Below are 16834 nucleotides of genomic sequence, written 5' to 3' on the forward strand. Positions count from 1 at the left end.
CTGTATTTTTCGTTTTATGCGACCCTTCGTTCATAGTATGGTAGATTGGGAATGTTCCTGAAGGAGGGAATATTTATTAGGAAGCCCAGGAAAAGGTATATGCAATGGGGATTATGGTAAAATTAAAGGGAAAACAGGAAGGAATGTAAGTGACCATGAATACTCATTTTTTCTTTGCTTTAGTATTGCCTGATGATATTAAGGCTTATTTATATGCTGTTACGGAACAAATAAAGCAAGACTTTCCATTTAAGAAATGGCTGCATCCAGCCGATTATCATATTACGATGGCATTTTTGGGCAATGCTCCCGATACATTGAAAGAGGATGCTTTGAGGCGTGTGGAAAACGAGCTTGCCAATGAGGCCTCATTCGGCTTGGAACTCGGCGATATCGGCGGTTTTGGCAAGAGTGAGAGTCCAAGGATCCTTTGGGCAGGCGTCAAGCAGCAAGAAAGGCTTTTTTCCATTCAAAGGAAAGTCTATAATTCTTGTATCGAAGCAGGTTTTGAACTTGATAAAAAGCCGTTTAAGCCTCATATTACGCTTGCAAGAAAATTCGAGGGGGATAGTCCCTTTTCGTTGGAGAGCGTTCGCCAGATAGCGAATTTGGAGGATAAGCATTTTGAGGCAGTTCAGGTTGCGTTATATCAAACACATCTTGGAGCTTCCCCTTCATATGAAAAGATTTTCACGATAAACCTTCAAAAATAGAGAGAAATGGGTGGTGGTCGAATGGCACAGCTCATAAAGATGCAGGATTATATTTCACGGTATGAGCAGGATATTTATCGTTATCCAACACAATTTGCACGGTTGAAAAAACAGCAATGGGATAAATTAAAGGCTGCTTATAATGCGGGCGAGCTAGGGCTGTATAGCGAACATACTGAAAGTGAAACGCAGGTCAAATTTGATCCGACTCAGGAAGCTTCAAAGGGCCTGTTTAAAAAAGTGAAAGGTATATTCCACCGGTCAGGTAAACAGGAGGCAGAAGCGGAAGAACTGCTAATACCGAACCAAATCGAAGATACTAATGTTTTTTCGTTAAGAATTCCGTTCCAGCCGGACAGTCTGGATGAATTAAAGCAAAATTTTTTAAATCAATTGCTCCGTTTTCAAATGAAATGGGGGAGTTCGACGCTTCGTGAAAAGTCATTTGTGGACCAATCATTCTTTTTGGATGAGAGGCTCCGCTTTTTTCTGCAGCGTTTTCCGGATACGTTTCTCGTATTATATAAACCTATCTTTCTATTGAAAAATGCGCCTGTTGAAGTCGAAGTCATTTTATTGACCCCTGTTGATGCTTGGTGCATCACTTTTCTGGAAGCGGAAGAAGACGCTGCTTTCATCGGTTCGAGTGAACGGTTCTGGGTCCGAAGGCATCATAAGCATCCTGATAAAAAAGTGCTCAGCCCTTTGTTGGGTGCAAATCGGATGACGAACATCGTCTCCCGGTTATTTGAGCTATATGAAGTGAACATGCCGATTAAAAAGGTGGTTTTATCCCGGAATGGATATGTCGATTATCCCGAAGCCCCTTATGATATTACGATATTGGATAAACGGACCTTCCCGGAATGGTTTGAAAGGCTGCGGGCTATATCGTCCCCTCTTAAGGCACAGCAGTTAAAAGGGGCGCAGGCATTGCTTGAATATTGCCAAACTACATCCAGCTTGCGACCTGAATGGGAAGCCGATTATAACCAAACAGAAGGAAATGAGCATGCCGCACCTTAATGAAACGGTATATTTCATTGTCAATCCAATGGCTGGAAATGAAGAAAGTTTGAAGATTTGGAAAAAAGCCGAGGAAATACTGAAATCAAAAGCCGTTCCCCATAAGGTGTTCTTTACACGTGAAAAGGGGCATGCGCTAAGATTGACGAAGGAAATTCTATCAGGGACGAATCAGGATACCAGGGTGATCGCTGTCGGGGGAGATGGCACGATTAATGAAATGATAAATGGCGCCATCGGGTTCCCTCACGCTATCATCGGCTCAATTGCGGCTGGATCCGGCAATGATTATGTAAGGGGCATTCAAAAAACGGAGAGTGTGGAAGAAGCTCTTTCTTTATTTCAGGATAATGCCTTCCGTGCCATTGATATTGGACGGTACGAGACGAATGGCAAGGCGGGTTATTTCGTGAACTGCCTGGGAATGGGCATTGATGCTGAAATATCCGATGAAGCAGAACGTTCCCCTCTGAAAAAATGGTTTAATTTTGTCAGGGCGGGTAAATTAATTTATCTGTTCATTTTTATAAAAAAGATATTTACTTACAAGCCCAGTTGCATGGAATTGATCATTGATGGTGATCGGCATCTTTTGAAAAAGGTTTGGTTCATTGTTATTGCGAACCAGCCCTACTTTGGCGGTGGGATGAAAATTTCACCGATGTCAAAACTGGATGATGGCAGGTTGAACGTGATTGCGGTCCATGATATTACTTTGTTGAAATTATTGACCGTCTTCATCACCGTTTTTTGGGGCGGTCACCTAAACATTAAAAATGTTGATTCTTTTTCCGGTAAAATGATAAAAATGAAGAATCAAGGGTCAGTAAAAATCCAGTCCGATGGGGAAATTGTTGGTACGCATGAAGTAGCTGCAATGGTTCTGAAAGAGAAAATGCGCGTCATGTTCAAGGGTGATGACCCATGCAAAAATATGAAATGATTTATTTGTTTTTGTTTTATGAGTATAATCGTTTTATAGTACTTGACGAAGAAACCGTTTTTCAACTAAAATTTAATTTATGGCTATTGTTTAATTGCTCAATAGCTATTTTTTTATTTCTCTAAAATGAGGATGTTTTTAATTGCGGGTATCATCCCGATGCAAGTATATATGCAGCTTCGCCAGCAGGCGGATTTTTTATAAAACATGGACTCAAAGTAGTGGTAATACATACACTAGGTGAACGTACCCACATTTGTATGATTAAGCGAGGAAATCGAAGGTGAACCAGTTGGAACATTTATTAGGTCAGGAGTGGGATATATCCCCTGCCGGAGGAGCTACGGGAGAAGCCTTTATTGCCGAGAAAGAGGGGCAGAAGCTCTTCCTTAAACGAAATTCATCGCCATTTTTAGCTGTTCTTTCGGCTGAGGGCATTGTTCCAAAGTTAATGTGGACAAAACGCCTGGAAAATGGGGATGTAATTACGGCCCAGCATTGGATGGAAGGCAGGGAGCTATCTCAGCAGGAAATGAACAATATAAGAGTCGCAAAGCTGCTTCAAAAAATTCATCAATCCGATCCTTTGTTAAGCATGCTCAAAAGGCTTGGGAAATCCCCTTTACGACCTGAAAGTATACTTACAGACATAGAAACCGGGTTATCTTCGGATGTTACGGATATTCCGATGATCAAGCAGGCCATCCATTTTTTACAGAATAATCTCCTGTTGATTGAATGCGACGAAAAAGTCGTCTGTCATTGTGATGTGAACCATAATAATTGGCTCATGACCGAAACCGACGGATTGTTCCTGATTGATTGGGACGGAGCGGTCATTGGCGATCCGGCCATTGACCTCGGCATACTCCTGTATTCTTATGTCCCAAGGGAAGAGTGGAATCAATGGCTTGCCCGTTACGGCAAGAAGCTTGACGCAGGCCTGGAGATGAGGATGAAATGGCACACGGTTTCACAACTTGTGCTTTCCATCCAATGGCATCATCGCAGAAAGCGGTACGAGGAAAGAAATGAGTTACTGCAAAAACTGGAAGCATTATTGATGGTTGGCTGATCAGAATTGATCTATATCATCCACCCACTGGGACAGGTCGTTCTGGTGGGTTGAAATATGTGCATCTAAATCGGCGGTACCGATGCCTGTCTGACTGTATTCGTAAATCTCCGACAGTATCGTTTTCACATTGCTGTCAATTTCCATATTGATCATTAATGATTTGACGAGCCTTTCAACCTGTTCACATTCAGAAACGGATCCGCAGCAGTCTGTTTGATGGTTGGTCAATATATCTTTCAATAGTGACATTTGATGTTCATGGGAAAGCGGCATATAATACCTCTCCTTTCTTGAATATGATTCAAGGGATTCCCAGGCGGTTCTCGCCTGCCCTTCACTTATTTATGGTGTGTTTTGCTGAAAGTTTTATACATGAAAACTACAGAGACTGTCGCCTGGATGGCCGGCAGTTTTTTTATTTGGTCAGTGTGTGTTTCCTGAAAAAATCAACTTGCAGGAATCCATGCACTCGTGTTATGGTTTGAACGATTATATTTTAAATAGGGGTGTCATCATGCGTTTAAGAAATAAACCTTGGGCTGAAGACCGTTTGAATGATTTTCCACAATATGTAATTCATCAGCCAGTGAGCCATAAAGGTAAATGGCATGAAGTTTTCGGTAACGATAATCCGTTATATATTGAAGTGGGTACGGGAAAAGGCCGTTTCATCACAGAAATGGCAAAAGCCCATCCTGATGTGAATTTCATTGGGATTGAAGTATATGGAAGCGTCATTGTAGCTGCTTTGGATTTGCTGATTGAAGCGAATGTTCCAAATTTAAAGCTGTTGAATGTTGACGCAGCGAACTTAGGGGACTATTTTGCAAAAGGTGACGTGGACCGCGTCTACTTGAATTTCTCTGATCCATGGCCGAAATCACGTCATGCAAAACGTCGGTTAACGTATAAGACCTTCCTCGAAGTATATGAAGGCATCCTGCCAGACAAAGGCGAGATTCACTTCAAGACGGATAACCAAGGGTTATTCGAATCTTCCTTGAAAAGTATTTCCGAGTACGGCATGCTCTTGAAATATGTAAGCCTTGATCTACACAATAGCAATTTTGAAGGCAACATCATGACTGAATATGAAGAAAAGTTCTCGAGTAAAGGCAACCGGATATACCGTTTGGAAGCAATGTTCCAATAATCATCGATCAAAAACCAGGTGCACGGCATCTGGTTTTTTTCCTTGTTAAGGCGGTGTATTTCATTCACGAGGATGACTTGATTGTTATCGATTTCAATATATGGAAGTGGATGTTAAACTAAAGGGAGAGGAGGGGTAAAATGGAAACGATGCAAATAGGGGAAATTAAATTAACATGGTTGAATGGCGGTGTGACTCACTTGGATGGCGGTGCGATGTTCGGTGTTGTACCGAAACCGCTTTGGGCCAAGAAGTATCCTGTTAACGAAAATAACCAAATCGAGTTACGTACGGATCCGATTTTGGTGCAGGCCAATGGATTGAACATGCTTATAGATTCCGGTATTGGCAATGGAAAGCTGAATGACAAGCAGAAACGGAATTTTGGGGTGACGGAGGAATCCAACCTCGTCGAAGATCTTGGCAGACTTGGGATTCAGCCAAATGATATCGATTACATTTTAATGACCCATCTACATTTCGACCATGCCTGCGGTTTGACGAAACGTGAAGGTGAAACTTGGGTGCCTGTTTTCGAGCGTGCAGAAATCATCACGACACAAACAGAATGGACGGAAATGAAAAACCCGAATATTCGTTCAAAAAGTACATATTGGGCAGAAAACTGGGAGGCTGTCGCTTCTCTTGTACGTCCTTTTGAAGGTGAGCAGGAAATTACGGACGGCATTAAAATGATCCATACCGGGGGGCATAGTGATGGACATGCGATCATCATCATTGAGGATGGCGGGGATAGATTGATTCACATGGCAGATATCATGCCGACGCACGCACATGCGAATGTTCTCTGGGTCCTCGCTTATGATGATTATCCCATGACTTCCATTGAGGCGAAGGAAAAGTGGATGAAATCCGGACTGGAAAATGGGTCCTGGTACAGCTTTTACCATGATGCCCAATATTGTGCCATCAAATGGGATGTAACGGGTAAGGAAATCATAGCCGAATTGAAACGGGAGCGATAAGAGGGAAAGCAAAAGGAGGACGTCATTTGACGGCCCTCCTGTTGTTGTTTTAATCATTTTGCGCATTAAGCTCCAATATCGTTCCTGTTGAGGCATCTGCAACAAATTCGAATTGCTCACGTTTACCCTCTGTGTTTCTGGTGATCCCGCCTTTGTACACTTCATAGTCCAAGTCATTTTTTGTATAATTCTCCGGCTTCATCAAGATCCATGAGCCATATATATTTCCATCCTTTTTGACTGTTTCCTTCACTTGGGCCAAGACTTTATCGGGAGAAGGTTTACTTGATTGATCCAATAGTTGTTTTGTCGCATAGCCAGCAGCAAACCCGGCTGCAGTACCTAGTAAAAACGTTTTCCAATTCATTGATTTCTCCTCCATTGCATTTATTAAAATCGCTTCTTCCAGTATACAGAAGAACGCTTTATTTGACTAATAATTTGAAATTTTACCCATTAACTGATAAATTAGAACTTTCTAGTGTATCACGATGCTAAGTTTTGTAAAATAGTAAGAAACAATACATAGGTTAGGGGTTATAAAAATGAATCATGAGACTTTGGAACTTTTTAAAACATTGACGGAATTGCCGGGAGCCTCGGGAAATGAACATGCAGTTCGGAGTTTCATGAAGAGGGAGCTGGAAAAGTATTCGGATGAAATCGTCCAGGATCGCCTTGGCGGAATATTTGGCGTTAAAAGAGGCGATGAGGATGGGCCGACTGTACTAGTTGCCGGACACATGGATGAAGTGGGATTCATGGTCACCTCAGTAACGGAAAATGGAATGATCCGCTTTCAGACTCTGGGAGGCTGGTGGAGCCAAGTGCTATTGGCCCAAAGAGTCGAGATTATAACCGATAACGGTCCGGTCATTGGTGTCATCGGTTCGATTCCGCCCCATTTGCTTGATGAATCGCAACGGTCAAAACCAATGGATATCAAAAATATGCTGATTGATATCGGGGCGGATGATAAGGAAGATGTGAAGAGAATCGGTATTAAGCCAGGTCAGCAGATTGTACCGATTTGTCCATTCACTCCTATGGCCAATGAGAAGAAAATCCTCGCAAAAGCGTGGGATAATCGTTACGGATGCGGACTTGCGATAGAATTGTTAAAAGATTTAAAAGGTGAAACGTTACCGAATATCTTATATTCCGGGGCAACCGTCCAGGAGGAAGTCGGATTACGGGGTGCGCAAACTGCAGCTCATATGATCAAACCGGATCTTTTCTTCGCTTTGGATGCAAGTCCGGCGAACGATATGTCCGGCAGCAAAAGTGAATTTGGCCAGCTAGGAAAAGGGGCACTGCTCCGCATCTTCGATCGTTCGATGGTCACTCATCGCGGCATGAGGGAATTCATCCTTGATACGGCCGAGTCGAATGAGATTCCGTATCAATATTTCGTTTCCCAAGGCGGCACGGATGCAGGGCAAGTCCATATTGCAAACGAAGGCATTCCAAGCGGGGTGATTGGCATTTGTTCCCGCTATATTCATACACATGCATCCATGATTCATATTGATGATTATGCCGCTGCACGTGAACTGATTGGGAAATTGGTTCGTTCCTGTGATAAAACGACATTCGAGACCTTGATTAATAACGGTTGATGGTGGAAGCTGAATGGGAAAGGGATGATGTCATGAATCCTATTCCATCAGCTTTTTTTACATAGAAGGAAGGTAATTATATTGAAAATAGCAGTAGGCAGTAAAAATCCGGCAAAAGTAAGTGCCGTGCTTGGTGTATATGAAGATGCAGAAATCATTTCGCTTCAAGTGGAGAGCGGGGTCCCGGAACAGCCTTTTTCAGACGAGGAAACGATGGAGGGGGCAATGACACGTGCCCGGAACTGCTTGATTCACAGTGATGCCGAAATGGGTATCGGGCTTGAAGGCGGTGTCGTGAAAATGGGACAAGCGTTGTTTCTATGTAATTGGGGTGCAATGGCAACAAGGGACGGTGAGGTCTTTGTAGCTGCCGGAGCGAGAATCCCGGTTCCGGGAATTGTTGCTGGGAAGCTGCTGGACGGTGAAGAGTTGGGACCGGTGATGGACGCCTTCACAAGGCAAGAGAATATTAGCAAAAAGGAAGGTGCGATCGGCGTATTTACAAATGAGCGAATCACCAGGGGGGAAATGTTTCTTCATATCATGAGGATGTTAGCCGGTCAACACGAGTATAGGCTGAAAATGGGAAAGCAGGATTCTTGAATCACTGTCATGGAAAAGCGAATTTCGAATGATGGAAACGAACACTGCCAAAACAGAGCAGGAACGGACAGGATTTTATAGAGCGGCATTGTTAGTATAGTGATAAGGGGGGAGCGAAATGGGGTGGGTTGAATCAATCCAAAAGGCCATCGAATATATCGAGGAGCACTTATTGGAGGACCTGACGATCGAGAATATTTCCAGGCAGGCGAATGCCTCAGCTTTTCATTTTCAACGGACATTCACGATTTTAACGGATATAACCATTGGTGACTATATCCGTCGACGAAGACTGACCTTAGCGGCCCAGGAAATTTCATCAACAAATGGAAAGGTCATTGATTTAGCCTACAAGTATGGCTATGACACCCCCGAGGCATTCTCGAAAGCTTTTCGAAGGCAGCATGGGGTATCTCCAAGCGAAGCCCGAAAGTATATAGGGAAGCTGAAATTCTATGAACGCCTGGTGATACAGGTGATTCTGAAAGGGGCAAAACCGATGAAATACAATATCCTTGAAATGGATTCCTTTCAATTGATTGGAATCATGCAAGAGTTTTCCTTGGTTAATGGAGAGAATTTGATTGGGATTCCAAAGTTGTGGGAGAAAGTGAATTCGGATGGAACAGGAGATAGGTTAGCGAAGTTGAACAATGGCCAAATAGATGGCTTGATTGGTGTATGTGTCGATAAGCGGGCTGTGGAAAAAAATGAAACGATGGATTATTGGATAGGTGCAGAGTATTCCGGGAAAGTGCCTGAAGAGTTTTCAACCCTTACGATACCGGCTTCCAAGTGGGTTGCATTCGAAGTTCACGGTCCTATGCCTGAAGCCATCCAACAAGCTTGGAAACGAATTTTTTCCGAATGGTTCCCTACCAGCGGTTATGAACATGCCGGAACTCCAGAATTGGAAGTATACGCGAATGACGACGCATCAAACCCTGACTATTACTCCGAAATTTGGATTCCCATTAAAAAGGGATAAGATAAACGATTCGTTTTTCGCTTGCAGGGGATGCCCTGCAAGCTTTTTTCGTTTCTTTATAAATCTGAGCCGGACAGTTAAGGACAGGGAGATTTACAGCCCTTCTTCAAAAATATAAGAAAGCACCTTCATGGCTTGGTTAACGGATTCTACCGTGACACTCGCCTTTTCCGATAATTCCTTTAAGGCATGATGATGGGATTCAGGACGGATCAAAATAAGCGGTTTACCCAGGGAAATGGCGGTGCTTGCGTCCATGGCAGTATTCCACTGTTTATATTTCTCGCCAAACAGAGCGACGACAAGGTCAGCTTTTTTCATCAAAAGACCTGTCCGCAAATTATTGATTTGGGAAGCGGCCGCATCCTTCAGGATGGAATTCGGCTGTTCCCCGAGGATATCTTCACCGATATTATCGGAGCGTTCATGATTTTCCATCGGGCCGACAAATTCTAAAGGAAGCTTCAGTGCAGCGGCCTTATCTCTCAGTTCACTTCTCCAATTGGAATGGATCTCCCCAGCAAGATACACGGTTAACTTCATAGTTTTCCTCCTTGGTATTAAAATTGCTTTCATTGTACCATGTTTTTTGGAAAATGGATGAATTCCATAAATAAGGATAATATTATCCATAAGATAGTAAAAGAGACGGCTGGAGGAATGACGATGGCTTTATCGAATAAGAATATCCTTGCTTTCCTGTTGATAAGCAGTTTGATCGTGGGCTGCTCAGGTATAGAGAGACAAACCGAAAAGGCAATGAAGGCTGCTGAAGTGGCTTTTCGTGACGATGAAAAACAGCCAAATCAAGAGGCAGGGCTAATTCAAGTCTATCTGCCAAAGGATTATAAAGTAGTGGAAGAACATGATAATAATTTGATTTTACAAAAAGGTGATAAGATTTATATATTATTTGTCAATCCAAATGAAAAAGAAGACAGCTCCGTGCTATATTTGGCGATAAAGGACCAAGATGATCAAAATATAATGCTGCATTCTTTTCAAACTGATGATAAATTCGGCTTTATTTCGATCAAAGAGATACCGAAAGAAAAGTATGAGCTTGCAGTGGGGATCGGCGGGGTGAAGCTGACAACCGAAACGGATAAAGACCAATTAAAAGCCGATGCGAAACAAATGATGGAAATCGTTTCATCCGTGCCCCAGAAATAAGCTGATTCCTTCCTTTCAACCGATCCGTATTAATGGTTGATTTCTGGAGAGTCTGGTATGATGGGATTATAAATACTAAGGTGTCATTTAGAGCAGGAGGAATATTCAAATGGAAAATTTACAAACAGTCGAGCAATATGATGCATTAAAAAATGAAGGCAAACATATCTTTCTTTTCTCAGCGACATGGTGTGGGGATTGCCGTGTAATCGAACCGATAATGCCGGAGATTGAAACGAAATTTCCTGACTTTACATTCATTCATGTGGACCGTGATGAATTCATCGATGTGTGTGCGGCTAATGATGTATTCGGTATACCAAGTTTCATCGCGTATGATAATGGTAAAGAGCTAGGCAGATTCGTGAGCAAGGATCGCAAAACGCAAGAACAAATTGAGGAATTCATACAATCACTATAATCAATTTCCCCTTCTCGCTGGGGATTTTTCAATGAAGAGGAGGGTCAGTCATGAAAATGGACAGCACGAAGCTGAAAAATATCCTGAAGGAACGTTTAAAAGATGAAAATCGCGCATTCAAATTCGATAGCAAGCAAGATACGTTACGGGTGGAAAATGTGAAGACCGGGAAGGGGATCACCATCGAATTGCCTCCTGTACTTGCTAACTATGAAAACGTACAGGAAAAGGCCATCGATGAAATTATCTATTACGTGGAAGAGGCCCTGAATGTGATGGGGGGAGAACACAGCATGGAAGGCAAGGAGAAATTCATTTTCCCAGTCATCCGCTCGACCTCCTTTCCAATGGAATCGGAAGAAGGAAATCCATTTTTATTCGATGAGCATACGGCTGAAACCCGGATTTTTTATGCCCTTGATCTAGGGAAAACCTACCGTCTTATAGATGAAAAGATGATTCAAAGGGAAAATTGGCAGGGTGACAGGATCCGTGAAATTGCCCTTTTTAATGCCCGTTCCCTCTCCACTGAAATGAAGTCGGATATCGTTGCAGGTAATGCATTTTATTTTTTGAACACGAATGATGGATATGATGCCAGCAGGATCCTGAATGAATCATGGCTTCGGGAAATGAAGGACAAGATTGAGGGAACCATGGCTGTGGCCATTCCCCATCAGGACGTCATCATCATTGCCGATGTGAAGAATGATACGGGCTATGATATTCTTGCGCAAATGGCGATGAGCTTCTTTGCCAGCGGTCATGTTCCGATAACGGCTCTATCATTTCTTTATGAAGAAAATGAGTTGGAGCCCATCTTCATTATGGGTAAAAACAAAAAGCGTGAACAATAATATATTGAATCACAAAAGGACCGTGTCAGCATCTGGCAGCGGTCCTTTTAAAGTTTAATAGAGTTCATGACTCTTGGAGTTGATATTTATTTTTTAATCGGCGATAATATAATTGTAATATTTTGAAAATATGGAATAAAACAATAGAACGAGCGGATGAACGTTGTGGGAGAGTGCAAAGCATTGAGCCACCGAAGGAGCAAGTTCCAAAAATATCCCTTGGAGCAAATCTCTCAGGTAAATGGAACCGCAGCTGGACGCAACTCTGGAGAGCGCGCAGGAAATGTGCCGCCAACGGGGGAATCTCCATGGCCAAAATGGAGTTAAACTCTCAGGTAAAAGGACAGAGAAGGGGGCGGTAAGTTTACGCAACCCTTCCCTGTCCTTTTTTATTCGGCTTTTTGCATACAGAAGGTCTGCAGCGAACATGAACTTACTAATATGCTAATCAACTTGAAATAATGGGGGAGATTGATCGTGAATGTTAAAAGCAAATTAATGAACATGCTGGAAGCCCGTAAAGGGGAAATGGTTCAAATCCGCCGTCATTTACACGAGAATCCGGAGCTATCCTTCAAAGAAGAGAAAACGGCAAAATATATCATTGATTTTTATAAGGGGAAAGATGTATCGATCCAAACGAATGTAGGAAATGGATTGGGGATCATCGTGACGATCGAAGGCGGAAAACCAGGGAAAACGATAGGACTCCGTGCCGATTTCGATGCACTGCCGATTACGGAAGAAGCGGAGGTTCCGTTCCGTTCAAAAAATGAAGGTGTCATGCATGCCTGCGGACACGATGGGCATACCGCTTATTTATTGGTACTGGCGGACTGCATCATTGAGCTAAAAGATTCCCTATCAGGTACGATCAAAATAATTCATCAACATGCAGAAGAAACACCCCCTGGTGGAGCCAAAAGCATCATGGAGTCAGGGTTTTTGGATGAACTGGATGCTGTTTTTGGAATCCATTTATTTCCGTCTCATCCAGCAGGGGTTGTCGGGTATCGCGGCGGCTATTCGATGGCAGGCCGGACCTATTTCAAATTGGCCGTAAAGGGTGTAGGCGGGCATGGTTCATCCCCGCATATGGCTAATGATACCATCGTGGCAGGCGCCCATTTCGTGACAGCCGTACAAACCGTAATCAGCCGTCGCTTGAACCCTTTTGATATGGGTGTAGTCACAATCGGTTCCTTCGATGGAAAAGGAAGTTTTAATGTCATTAAAGACCGTATAGTAATTGAAGGGGACGTCCGTTATATGACGGCAGAGACCCAACAGCTGATCGATAAGGAAATCCACCGGATCGTTAAAGGGATAGAAACGGAATTTGATGTTCAGTGCGAACTTACATATGTCCCTGATTATCCTCCGTTATATAATGACCCTGAACTGACTGGATTCGTGAAAAATAGCCTGGAAAGCATGGATGACAATGATATTAAGAAGGTCGTGGAATTTCCGGTTTTCTCTGGTTCGGAAGATTTTTCGTATTATGCAGAAAAGATTCCTGGCTGCTTCTTTTACATTGGCTGTAAACCGAAAGGGGTGGAGAAGGCATATTTCAATCACCATCCTAAATTCGACATTGATGAAGATGCCCTTTTGATCGCTTCCAAATCAGTGGCGCAGGTAGTATGCAGTTTTTATGAATGGAACTAGTACCTTTGGTCCTTGTTTGCAAAAAAAACGCAGAAACCCACAAAACACCGTTCGGTATTAACGAACGGTGTTTTGTGGGTTGCGGCAGATGATTGGATGCCGCCGGAGGTTTCACTGAAGGATGTTGCAATGAATTGGCCCTGCTTCCAAGGCTGCATGAAAACTTAATCTCTTTGTAAACGCGATTTAACAGCGGTGTTTTATTTAAATAGTAGACTAGGGGCTAATGTTATTTCGTGATGGATAGGTTTAGACTCATTCCAGAAGGGGTTTAATAGGGTAGGAGTTCTGCGAAATACGTTAAGTTAGTAAGAAAGCGATAAAAAAATAGATACTAATCCCAATTCAGCTTAAATTTTCTCGATATTTTTAAAATAACTGGTAGAATTAGTTACATAACTACAGATGTAGAAAGAGTGATAGTTTTGAAATGGCTAAATAAGATGAAAAAATGGTTCCAAGCAGAGGAAATTATTGAAATCGAAGAAATTATTATAGATGAGCCGCTTGATGAAGAGACATTAAGGAAAATGGATTTTTCGAAGCTTTCGAAGTCAAAGGAAGAAGAAATAAAGGTTTACAATCAAAAAGTCGAAAAAATGTCCCAGACGCCAGACCCGGATACGAAAATCCTGTTTCAATATCCAAAAGGACAGTTCAAGTTTCCGCTCATTCCAGACCGGGAGCAGAATAAAAGAAAGCCTAGGGAAAGAAACAGGGAAGACAACGAACCCAAACAGGGGAAGAATGTGACCGAAGAAACAACGAGAAGGCCTGTAAGGGATACGGAATCAAAACGGAGAAACTTCGACCGGGAGGAAACCTCAAAAATAGTCCCGTCAAATACTCCATTCCGCCCAACGGAAATCCCTTCACCCATTTATGGGTTCCGTCGTCCGGGAAAAAAAATAGTCCCTTCTGAAGAAAATGTCGAATATGAATTAGAAAGTAAAAATACTCCATTCCGCCCAACGGAAACCCCTTCACCCATTTATGGGTTCCGTCGTCCGGAAAAAAAAATAGTCCCTTCTGAAGAAATTGTCGAATATGAATTAGAAAGCAAAATGCCCATCTTTAAAAAAGAAGGACCCGATATCGAGATTCCGGTATCGATCCCTGAAAGCTCAAAAGAAGTGTCACATGAGGAAATGACGGTAGAACCATCCGTTCTAATACCGGAACAAGCGGAAGAAAAAAGGGAAGATACGGAGATACCCGCTTTCTTTCGCAGGAATTCCATTGAGTCACTGCCAGAAGAAGCGGTAAGCCGGACTGACATCATTGAGCCTGCGGCGGAAAAAGAGGCCATTGAACAGGACCAGGTAGATTTTGGACGCGAAGTCGCTGTATCCATCATGGAACAGGCGGTCGACACACCGCCTGAAGCCATATCGGTTCCTGCACAATCTAATCAACCATCCGTTAGTCAAGGGACACTGCCTGAAAGTGATCCATCTGAGGCAATACCTGAAGTGCAGCCAAAACGTCCAAAAAAACATATGCCATTCAATGTGATGATGCTTAAGCAAGACCGGGAAAAAAACAGCTTCATGAATAAAATGATGCCGGAAAAAAAAAGCCTTAATTCGGAAAGGGCAGTAGTTTCCCCTGATAAGCGAACAATGAATGATGCTGCTGAAACGGAGGCAGGACAAACGAAACCATCCGCCATTCCTGAACGGGAACAGGAGGATGGCAGAGTTATGCCGAAAGAGGGGACTCCGGTCATTACATCAACCTTTTTGGACACGAAGGCTGGTTCGCAAACCGCCGCCGTGCCTGAAAATACAGTTGAATCCAATATTGGTTCCAGCCCGTTCATTAAGCCGCTCATGGAACAGGAATCCCCCACTTCCGGAAATGGGTATCAAGAAGCGGTTGTTAATACAGAGGCGGCAGCAGTAAGCGGCCAGGGCGATACCCCGGCAGTTTTTGGCTCCGTGGAAGCGGAGGATAATCCATATTATGTGTTTCCGAATATCGAATTGCTGACGCCTCCCACTTATGCTGTGCATGACGATGAGTGGCTCGAGGAACAGACTGTATTACTTGATGAGACATTGAAAAATTTCAATGTCCGTGCAAAGGTCGTCAATGTCACTCAAGGACCGGCAGTAACTCGTTTCGAGGTGCATCCGGAGCCGGGAGTGAAGGTGAATAAAGTGACGAACTTGATGGATGACATCAAATTAAGCCTTGCCGCTCAGGATATGCGGATGGAAGCGCCAATTCCGGGTAAACATACAATTGGCATCGAGATTCCGAACAGGAAAAGCAAACCGGTATTTTTGCGTGAGGTTTTGGAAAGTACTGAGTTTCAAGAGCATGAATCACCGCTTGCTGTCGCTTTGGGACTCGATATATCCGGTCAGCCGATCATCACGGATTTGAGAAAGATGCCGCATGGATTGATAGCCGGGCAAACTGGATCGGGGAAAAGTGTCTGTATCAACACCATGCTGGTCAGCTTGCTGTATAAAGCGACGCCGCAGGAGTTGAAATTACTGTTGATCGATCCGAAAATGGTCGAGCTCGCCCCATATAACCGGATCCCGCATTTGGTCAGTCCGGTCATAACCGATGTAAAAGCCGCTACGGCTGCGTTGAAATGGGCTGTAGAGGAGATGGAACGGCGTTATGAATTGTTTGTACATGCCGGTGTGCGTGATATCACCCGCTTTAATGACCAAGCGGAAAAAGCCGGTCAATATTCAAGCAAGCTGCCTTATATCCTGGTGATCATCGATGAGCTTGCGGATCTGATGATGATGTCCCCGGCTGATGTAGAGGAAGCGATTTGCCGGATTGCGCAAAAGGCCCGTGCCTGCGGCATCCATTTGATTGTAGCCACTCAAAGACCTTCAGTCGATGTCATAACTGGATTGATCAAGGCAAATATCCCGACAAGGATCGCTTTTTCGGTTTCTTCACAAGTCGACTCCCGTACAATCATCGATAGCGGCGGAGCAGAAAAGTTACTGGGAAGAGGAGATATGTTATTCGCTGAAAACGGCTCATCGAAAACGGTGCGCCTGCAAGGGACTTTTGTGAGTGATGAAGAAATCGATCAAGTCGTCAACCATGTTAAACTGGAGCAGCAGCCGAAATACCTGTTTGAACAGGAAGACTTGCTGAACAGGGCCGAGGTCACGGAAGAAGCGGATGAACTGTTTTTCGAGGCCTGTGAATTTGTCGTGAGCCAGCAGGCTGCATCTGCATCGAGTGTCCAAAGGCGTTTCCGTGTCGGTTATAACCGTGCGGCGCGTCTAATAGAAATGATGGAGCAACGTGGAGTCGTTTCCGAATCCAGGGGTTCAAGGCCCAGGGATGTATTGATTACGGAAGAAGAACTGGAATTTTTACATGTTAATTAAGAGAACCTAATAAAAGGAAATTGAATATAATGTGAAAGGGTGAAAACCCTTTTTTATCACCTTAATTGCGGGAAAAACCAATGTTTTGATAAATTGGCATCTGCCTGACATGGATGAATGAATAAAAAAGTGATATAATAGTTTTTTGTTGATGAATGATTGAAAATAAGAGCTTGAAAAACCTATTAAGAAATTGCGTTACTAACAAGTCTCGTAATGGAAAAAACAA

Annotated in this window: 17 protein-coding genes and 1 riboswitch; of the genes, 14 read left to right on the plus strand and 3 right to left on the minus strand. The window is 43.3% G+C overall.

Going from position 1 to position 16834, the window contains the following annotated elements; translation table 11 throughout:
- Nucleotides 1-155: 155 nt before the first annotated feature.
- From thpR to BW986_RS01950, 4 genes are all read left to right on the plus strand, one after another.
- Complete coding sequence (gene thpR, locus BW986_RS01935) at nucleotides 156-713, plus strand: RNA 2',3'-cyclic phosphodiesterase (protein ID WP_076366245.1); 558 nt, start codon at nucleotides 156-158, stop codon at nucleotides 711-713.
- 21 nt (nucleotides 714-734) lie between these two features.
- A complete protein-coding gene (locus BW986_RS01940) occupies nucleotides 735-1739 on the plus strand; it encodes a hypothetical protein (RefSeq protein ID WP_076364618.1) in 1005 nt (334 codons plus the stop codon).
- Complete coding sequence (locus BW986_RS01945) at nucleotides 1651-2682, plus strand: diacylglycerol/lipid kinase family protein (protein ID WP_142244515.1); 1032 nt, start codon at nucleotides 1651-1653, stop codon at nucleotides 2680-2682. Before BW986_RS01940 ends, BW986_RS01945 begins: the two co-directional genes overlap by 89 nt.
- 292 nt (nucleotides 2683-2974) lie before the next feature.
- On the plus strand, nucleotides 2975-3757 hold the full coding sequence (locus BW986_RS01950; protein ID WP_076366247.1) for a phosphotransferase family protein: 783 nt from the start codon (nucleotides 2975-2977) through the stop codon (nucleotides 3755-3757).
- Here BW986_RS01950 and BW986_RS01955 read toward each other — a convergent pair whose 3' ends face one another.
- The gene (locus tag BW986_RS01955) at nucleotides 3758-4033 is read right to left on the minus strand and encodes a YtzH-like family protein (RefSeq protein ID WP_076364622.1); all 276 of its coding nucleotides are present in this window, start codon (nucleotides 4031-4033) and stop codon (nucleotides 3758-3760) included.
- A 241-nt stretch (nucleotides 4034-4274) separates the two neighbouring features.
- Here BW986_RS01955 and trmB point away from each other — a divergent pair, with 241 nt between their 5' ends.
- Both trmB and BW986_RS01965 read left to right on the plus strand, forming a co-directional pair.
- Complete coding sequence (gene trmB / locus BW986_RS01960; protein WP_076364624.1) at nucleotides 4275-4913, plus strand: tRNA (guanosine(46)-N7)-methyltransferase TrmB; 639 nt, start codon at nucleotides 4275-4277, stop codon at nucleotides 4911-4913.
- Nucleotides 4914-5053: 140 nt separating this feature from the next.
- Nucleotides 5054-5899, plus strand: a complete 846-nt coding sequence (locus tag BW986_RS01965; protein WP_076364626.1) for a YtnP family quorum-quenching lactonase — start codon at nucleotides 5054-5056, stop codon at nucleotides 5897-5899.
- A gap of 49 nt (nucleotides 5900-5948) precedes the next feature.
- On the opposite strand, the gene BW986_RS01970 is transcribed toward BW986_RS01965, so the two are convergent.
- Nucleotides 5949-6266: a PepSY domain-containing protein gene (locus BW986_RS01970; RefSeq protein WP_076364628.1), complete on the minus strand. Its 318-nt coding sequence runs from the start codon at nucleotides 6264-6266 to the stop codon at nucleotides 5949-5951.
- 178 nt (nucleotides 6267-6444) lie between these two features.
- On the opposite strand from BW986_RS01970, the gene BW986_RS01975 reads away from it, so the two are divergent.
- The 3 genes from BW986_RS01975 (at nucleotide 6445) to BW986_RS01985 (ending at nucleotide 9109) form a co-directional block, all read left to right on the plus strand.
- Nucleotides 6445-7518, plus strand: coding sequence for a M42 family metallopeptidase (locus BW986_RS01975; protein WP_076364630.1), 1074 nt, complete (start codon nucleotides 6445-6447; stop codon nucleotides 7516-7518).
- Between the two features lie 81 nt (nucleotides 7519-7599).
- Nucleotides 7600-8121: a DUF84 family protein gene (locus BW986_RS01980; protein WP_076364632.1), complete on the plus strand. Its 522-nt coding sequence runs from the start codon at nucleotides 7600-7602 to the stop codon at nucleotides 8119-8121.
- 118 nt (nucleotides 8122-8239) lie between these two features.
- On the plus strand, nucleotides 8240-9109 hold the full coding sequence (locus BW986_RS01985; protein WP_076364634.1) for an AraC family transcriptional regulator: 870 nt from the start codon (nucleotides 8240-8242) through the stop codon (nucleotides 9107-9109).
- A gap of 93 nt (nucleotides 9110-9202) precedes the next feature.
- Here the strand turns inward: BW986_RS01985 and BW986_RS01990 are convergent, their stop codons facing one another.
- Nucleotides 9203-9652, minus strand: a complete 450-nt coding sequence (locus tag BW986_RS01990) for a YtoQ family protein (RefSeq protein ID WP_076364636.1) — start codon at nucleotides 9650-9652, stop codon at nucleotides 9203-9205.
- A 123-nt stretch (nucleotides 9653-9775) separates the two neighbouring features.
- On the opposite strand from BW986_RS01990, the gene BW986_RS01995 reads away from it, so the two are divergent.
- The 5 genes from BW986_RS01995 to BW986_RS02015 all read left to right on the plus strand — a co-directional run bounded on the left by BW986_RS01995 (nucleotide 9776) and on the right by BW986_RS02015 (nucleotide 16605).
- Nucleotides 9776-10282, plus strand: a complete 507-nt coding sequence (locus BW986_RS01995) for a hypothetical protein (RefSeq protein ID WP_076364638.1) — start codon at nucleotides 9776-9778, stop codon at nucleotides 10280-10282.
- 109 nt (nucleotides 10283-10391) lie between these two features.
- Nucleotides 10392-10703, plus strand: a complete 312-nt coding sequence (locus BW986_RS02000; RefSeq protein WP_076364640.1) for a thioredoxin family protein — start codon at nucleotides 10392-10394, stop codon at nucleotides 10701-10703.
- A gap of 50 nt (nucleotides 10704-10753) precedes the next feature.
- A complete protein-coding gene (locus BW986_RS02005; protein WP_076364642.1) occupies nucleotides 10754-11560 on the plus strand; it encodes a DUF1444 domain-containing protein in 807 nt (268 codons plus the stop codon).
- 156 nt (nucleotides 11561-11716) lie between these two features.
- Nucleotides 11717-11820, plus strand: a riboswitch (glycine riboswitch).
- A gap of 238 nt (nucleotides 11821-12058) precedes the next feature.
- A complete protein-coding gene (locus BW986_RS02010) occupies nucleotides 12059-13231 on the plus strand; it encodes an amidohydrolase (RefSeq protein ID WP_076366249.1) in 1173 nt (390 codons plus the stop codon).
- 425 nt (nucleotides 13232-13656) lie between these two features.
- Complete coding sequence (locus tag BW986_RS02015; protein ID WP_464682929.1) at nucleotides 13657-16605, plus strand: DNA translocase FtsK; 2949 nt, start codon at nucleotides 13657-13659, stop codon at nucleotides 16603-16605.
- The last annotated feature ends 229 nt before the right edge of the window (nucleotides 16606-16834 follow it).

The sequence above is a fragment of the Peribacillus simplex genome, from assembly GCF_900156045.1.
GTDB classification, from domain to species: Bacteria; Bacillota; Bacilli; order Bacillales; family DSM-1321; genus Peribacillus; species Peribacillus simplex_D.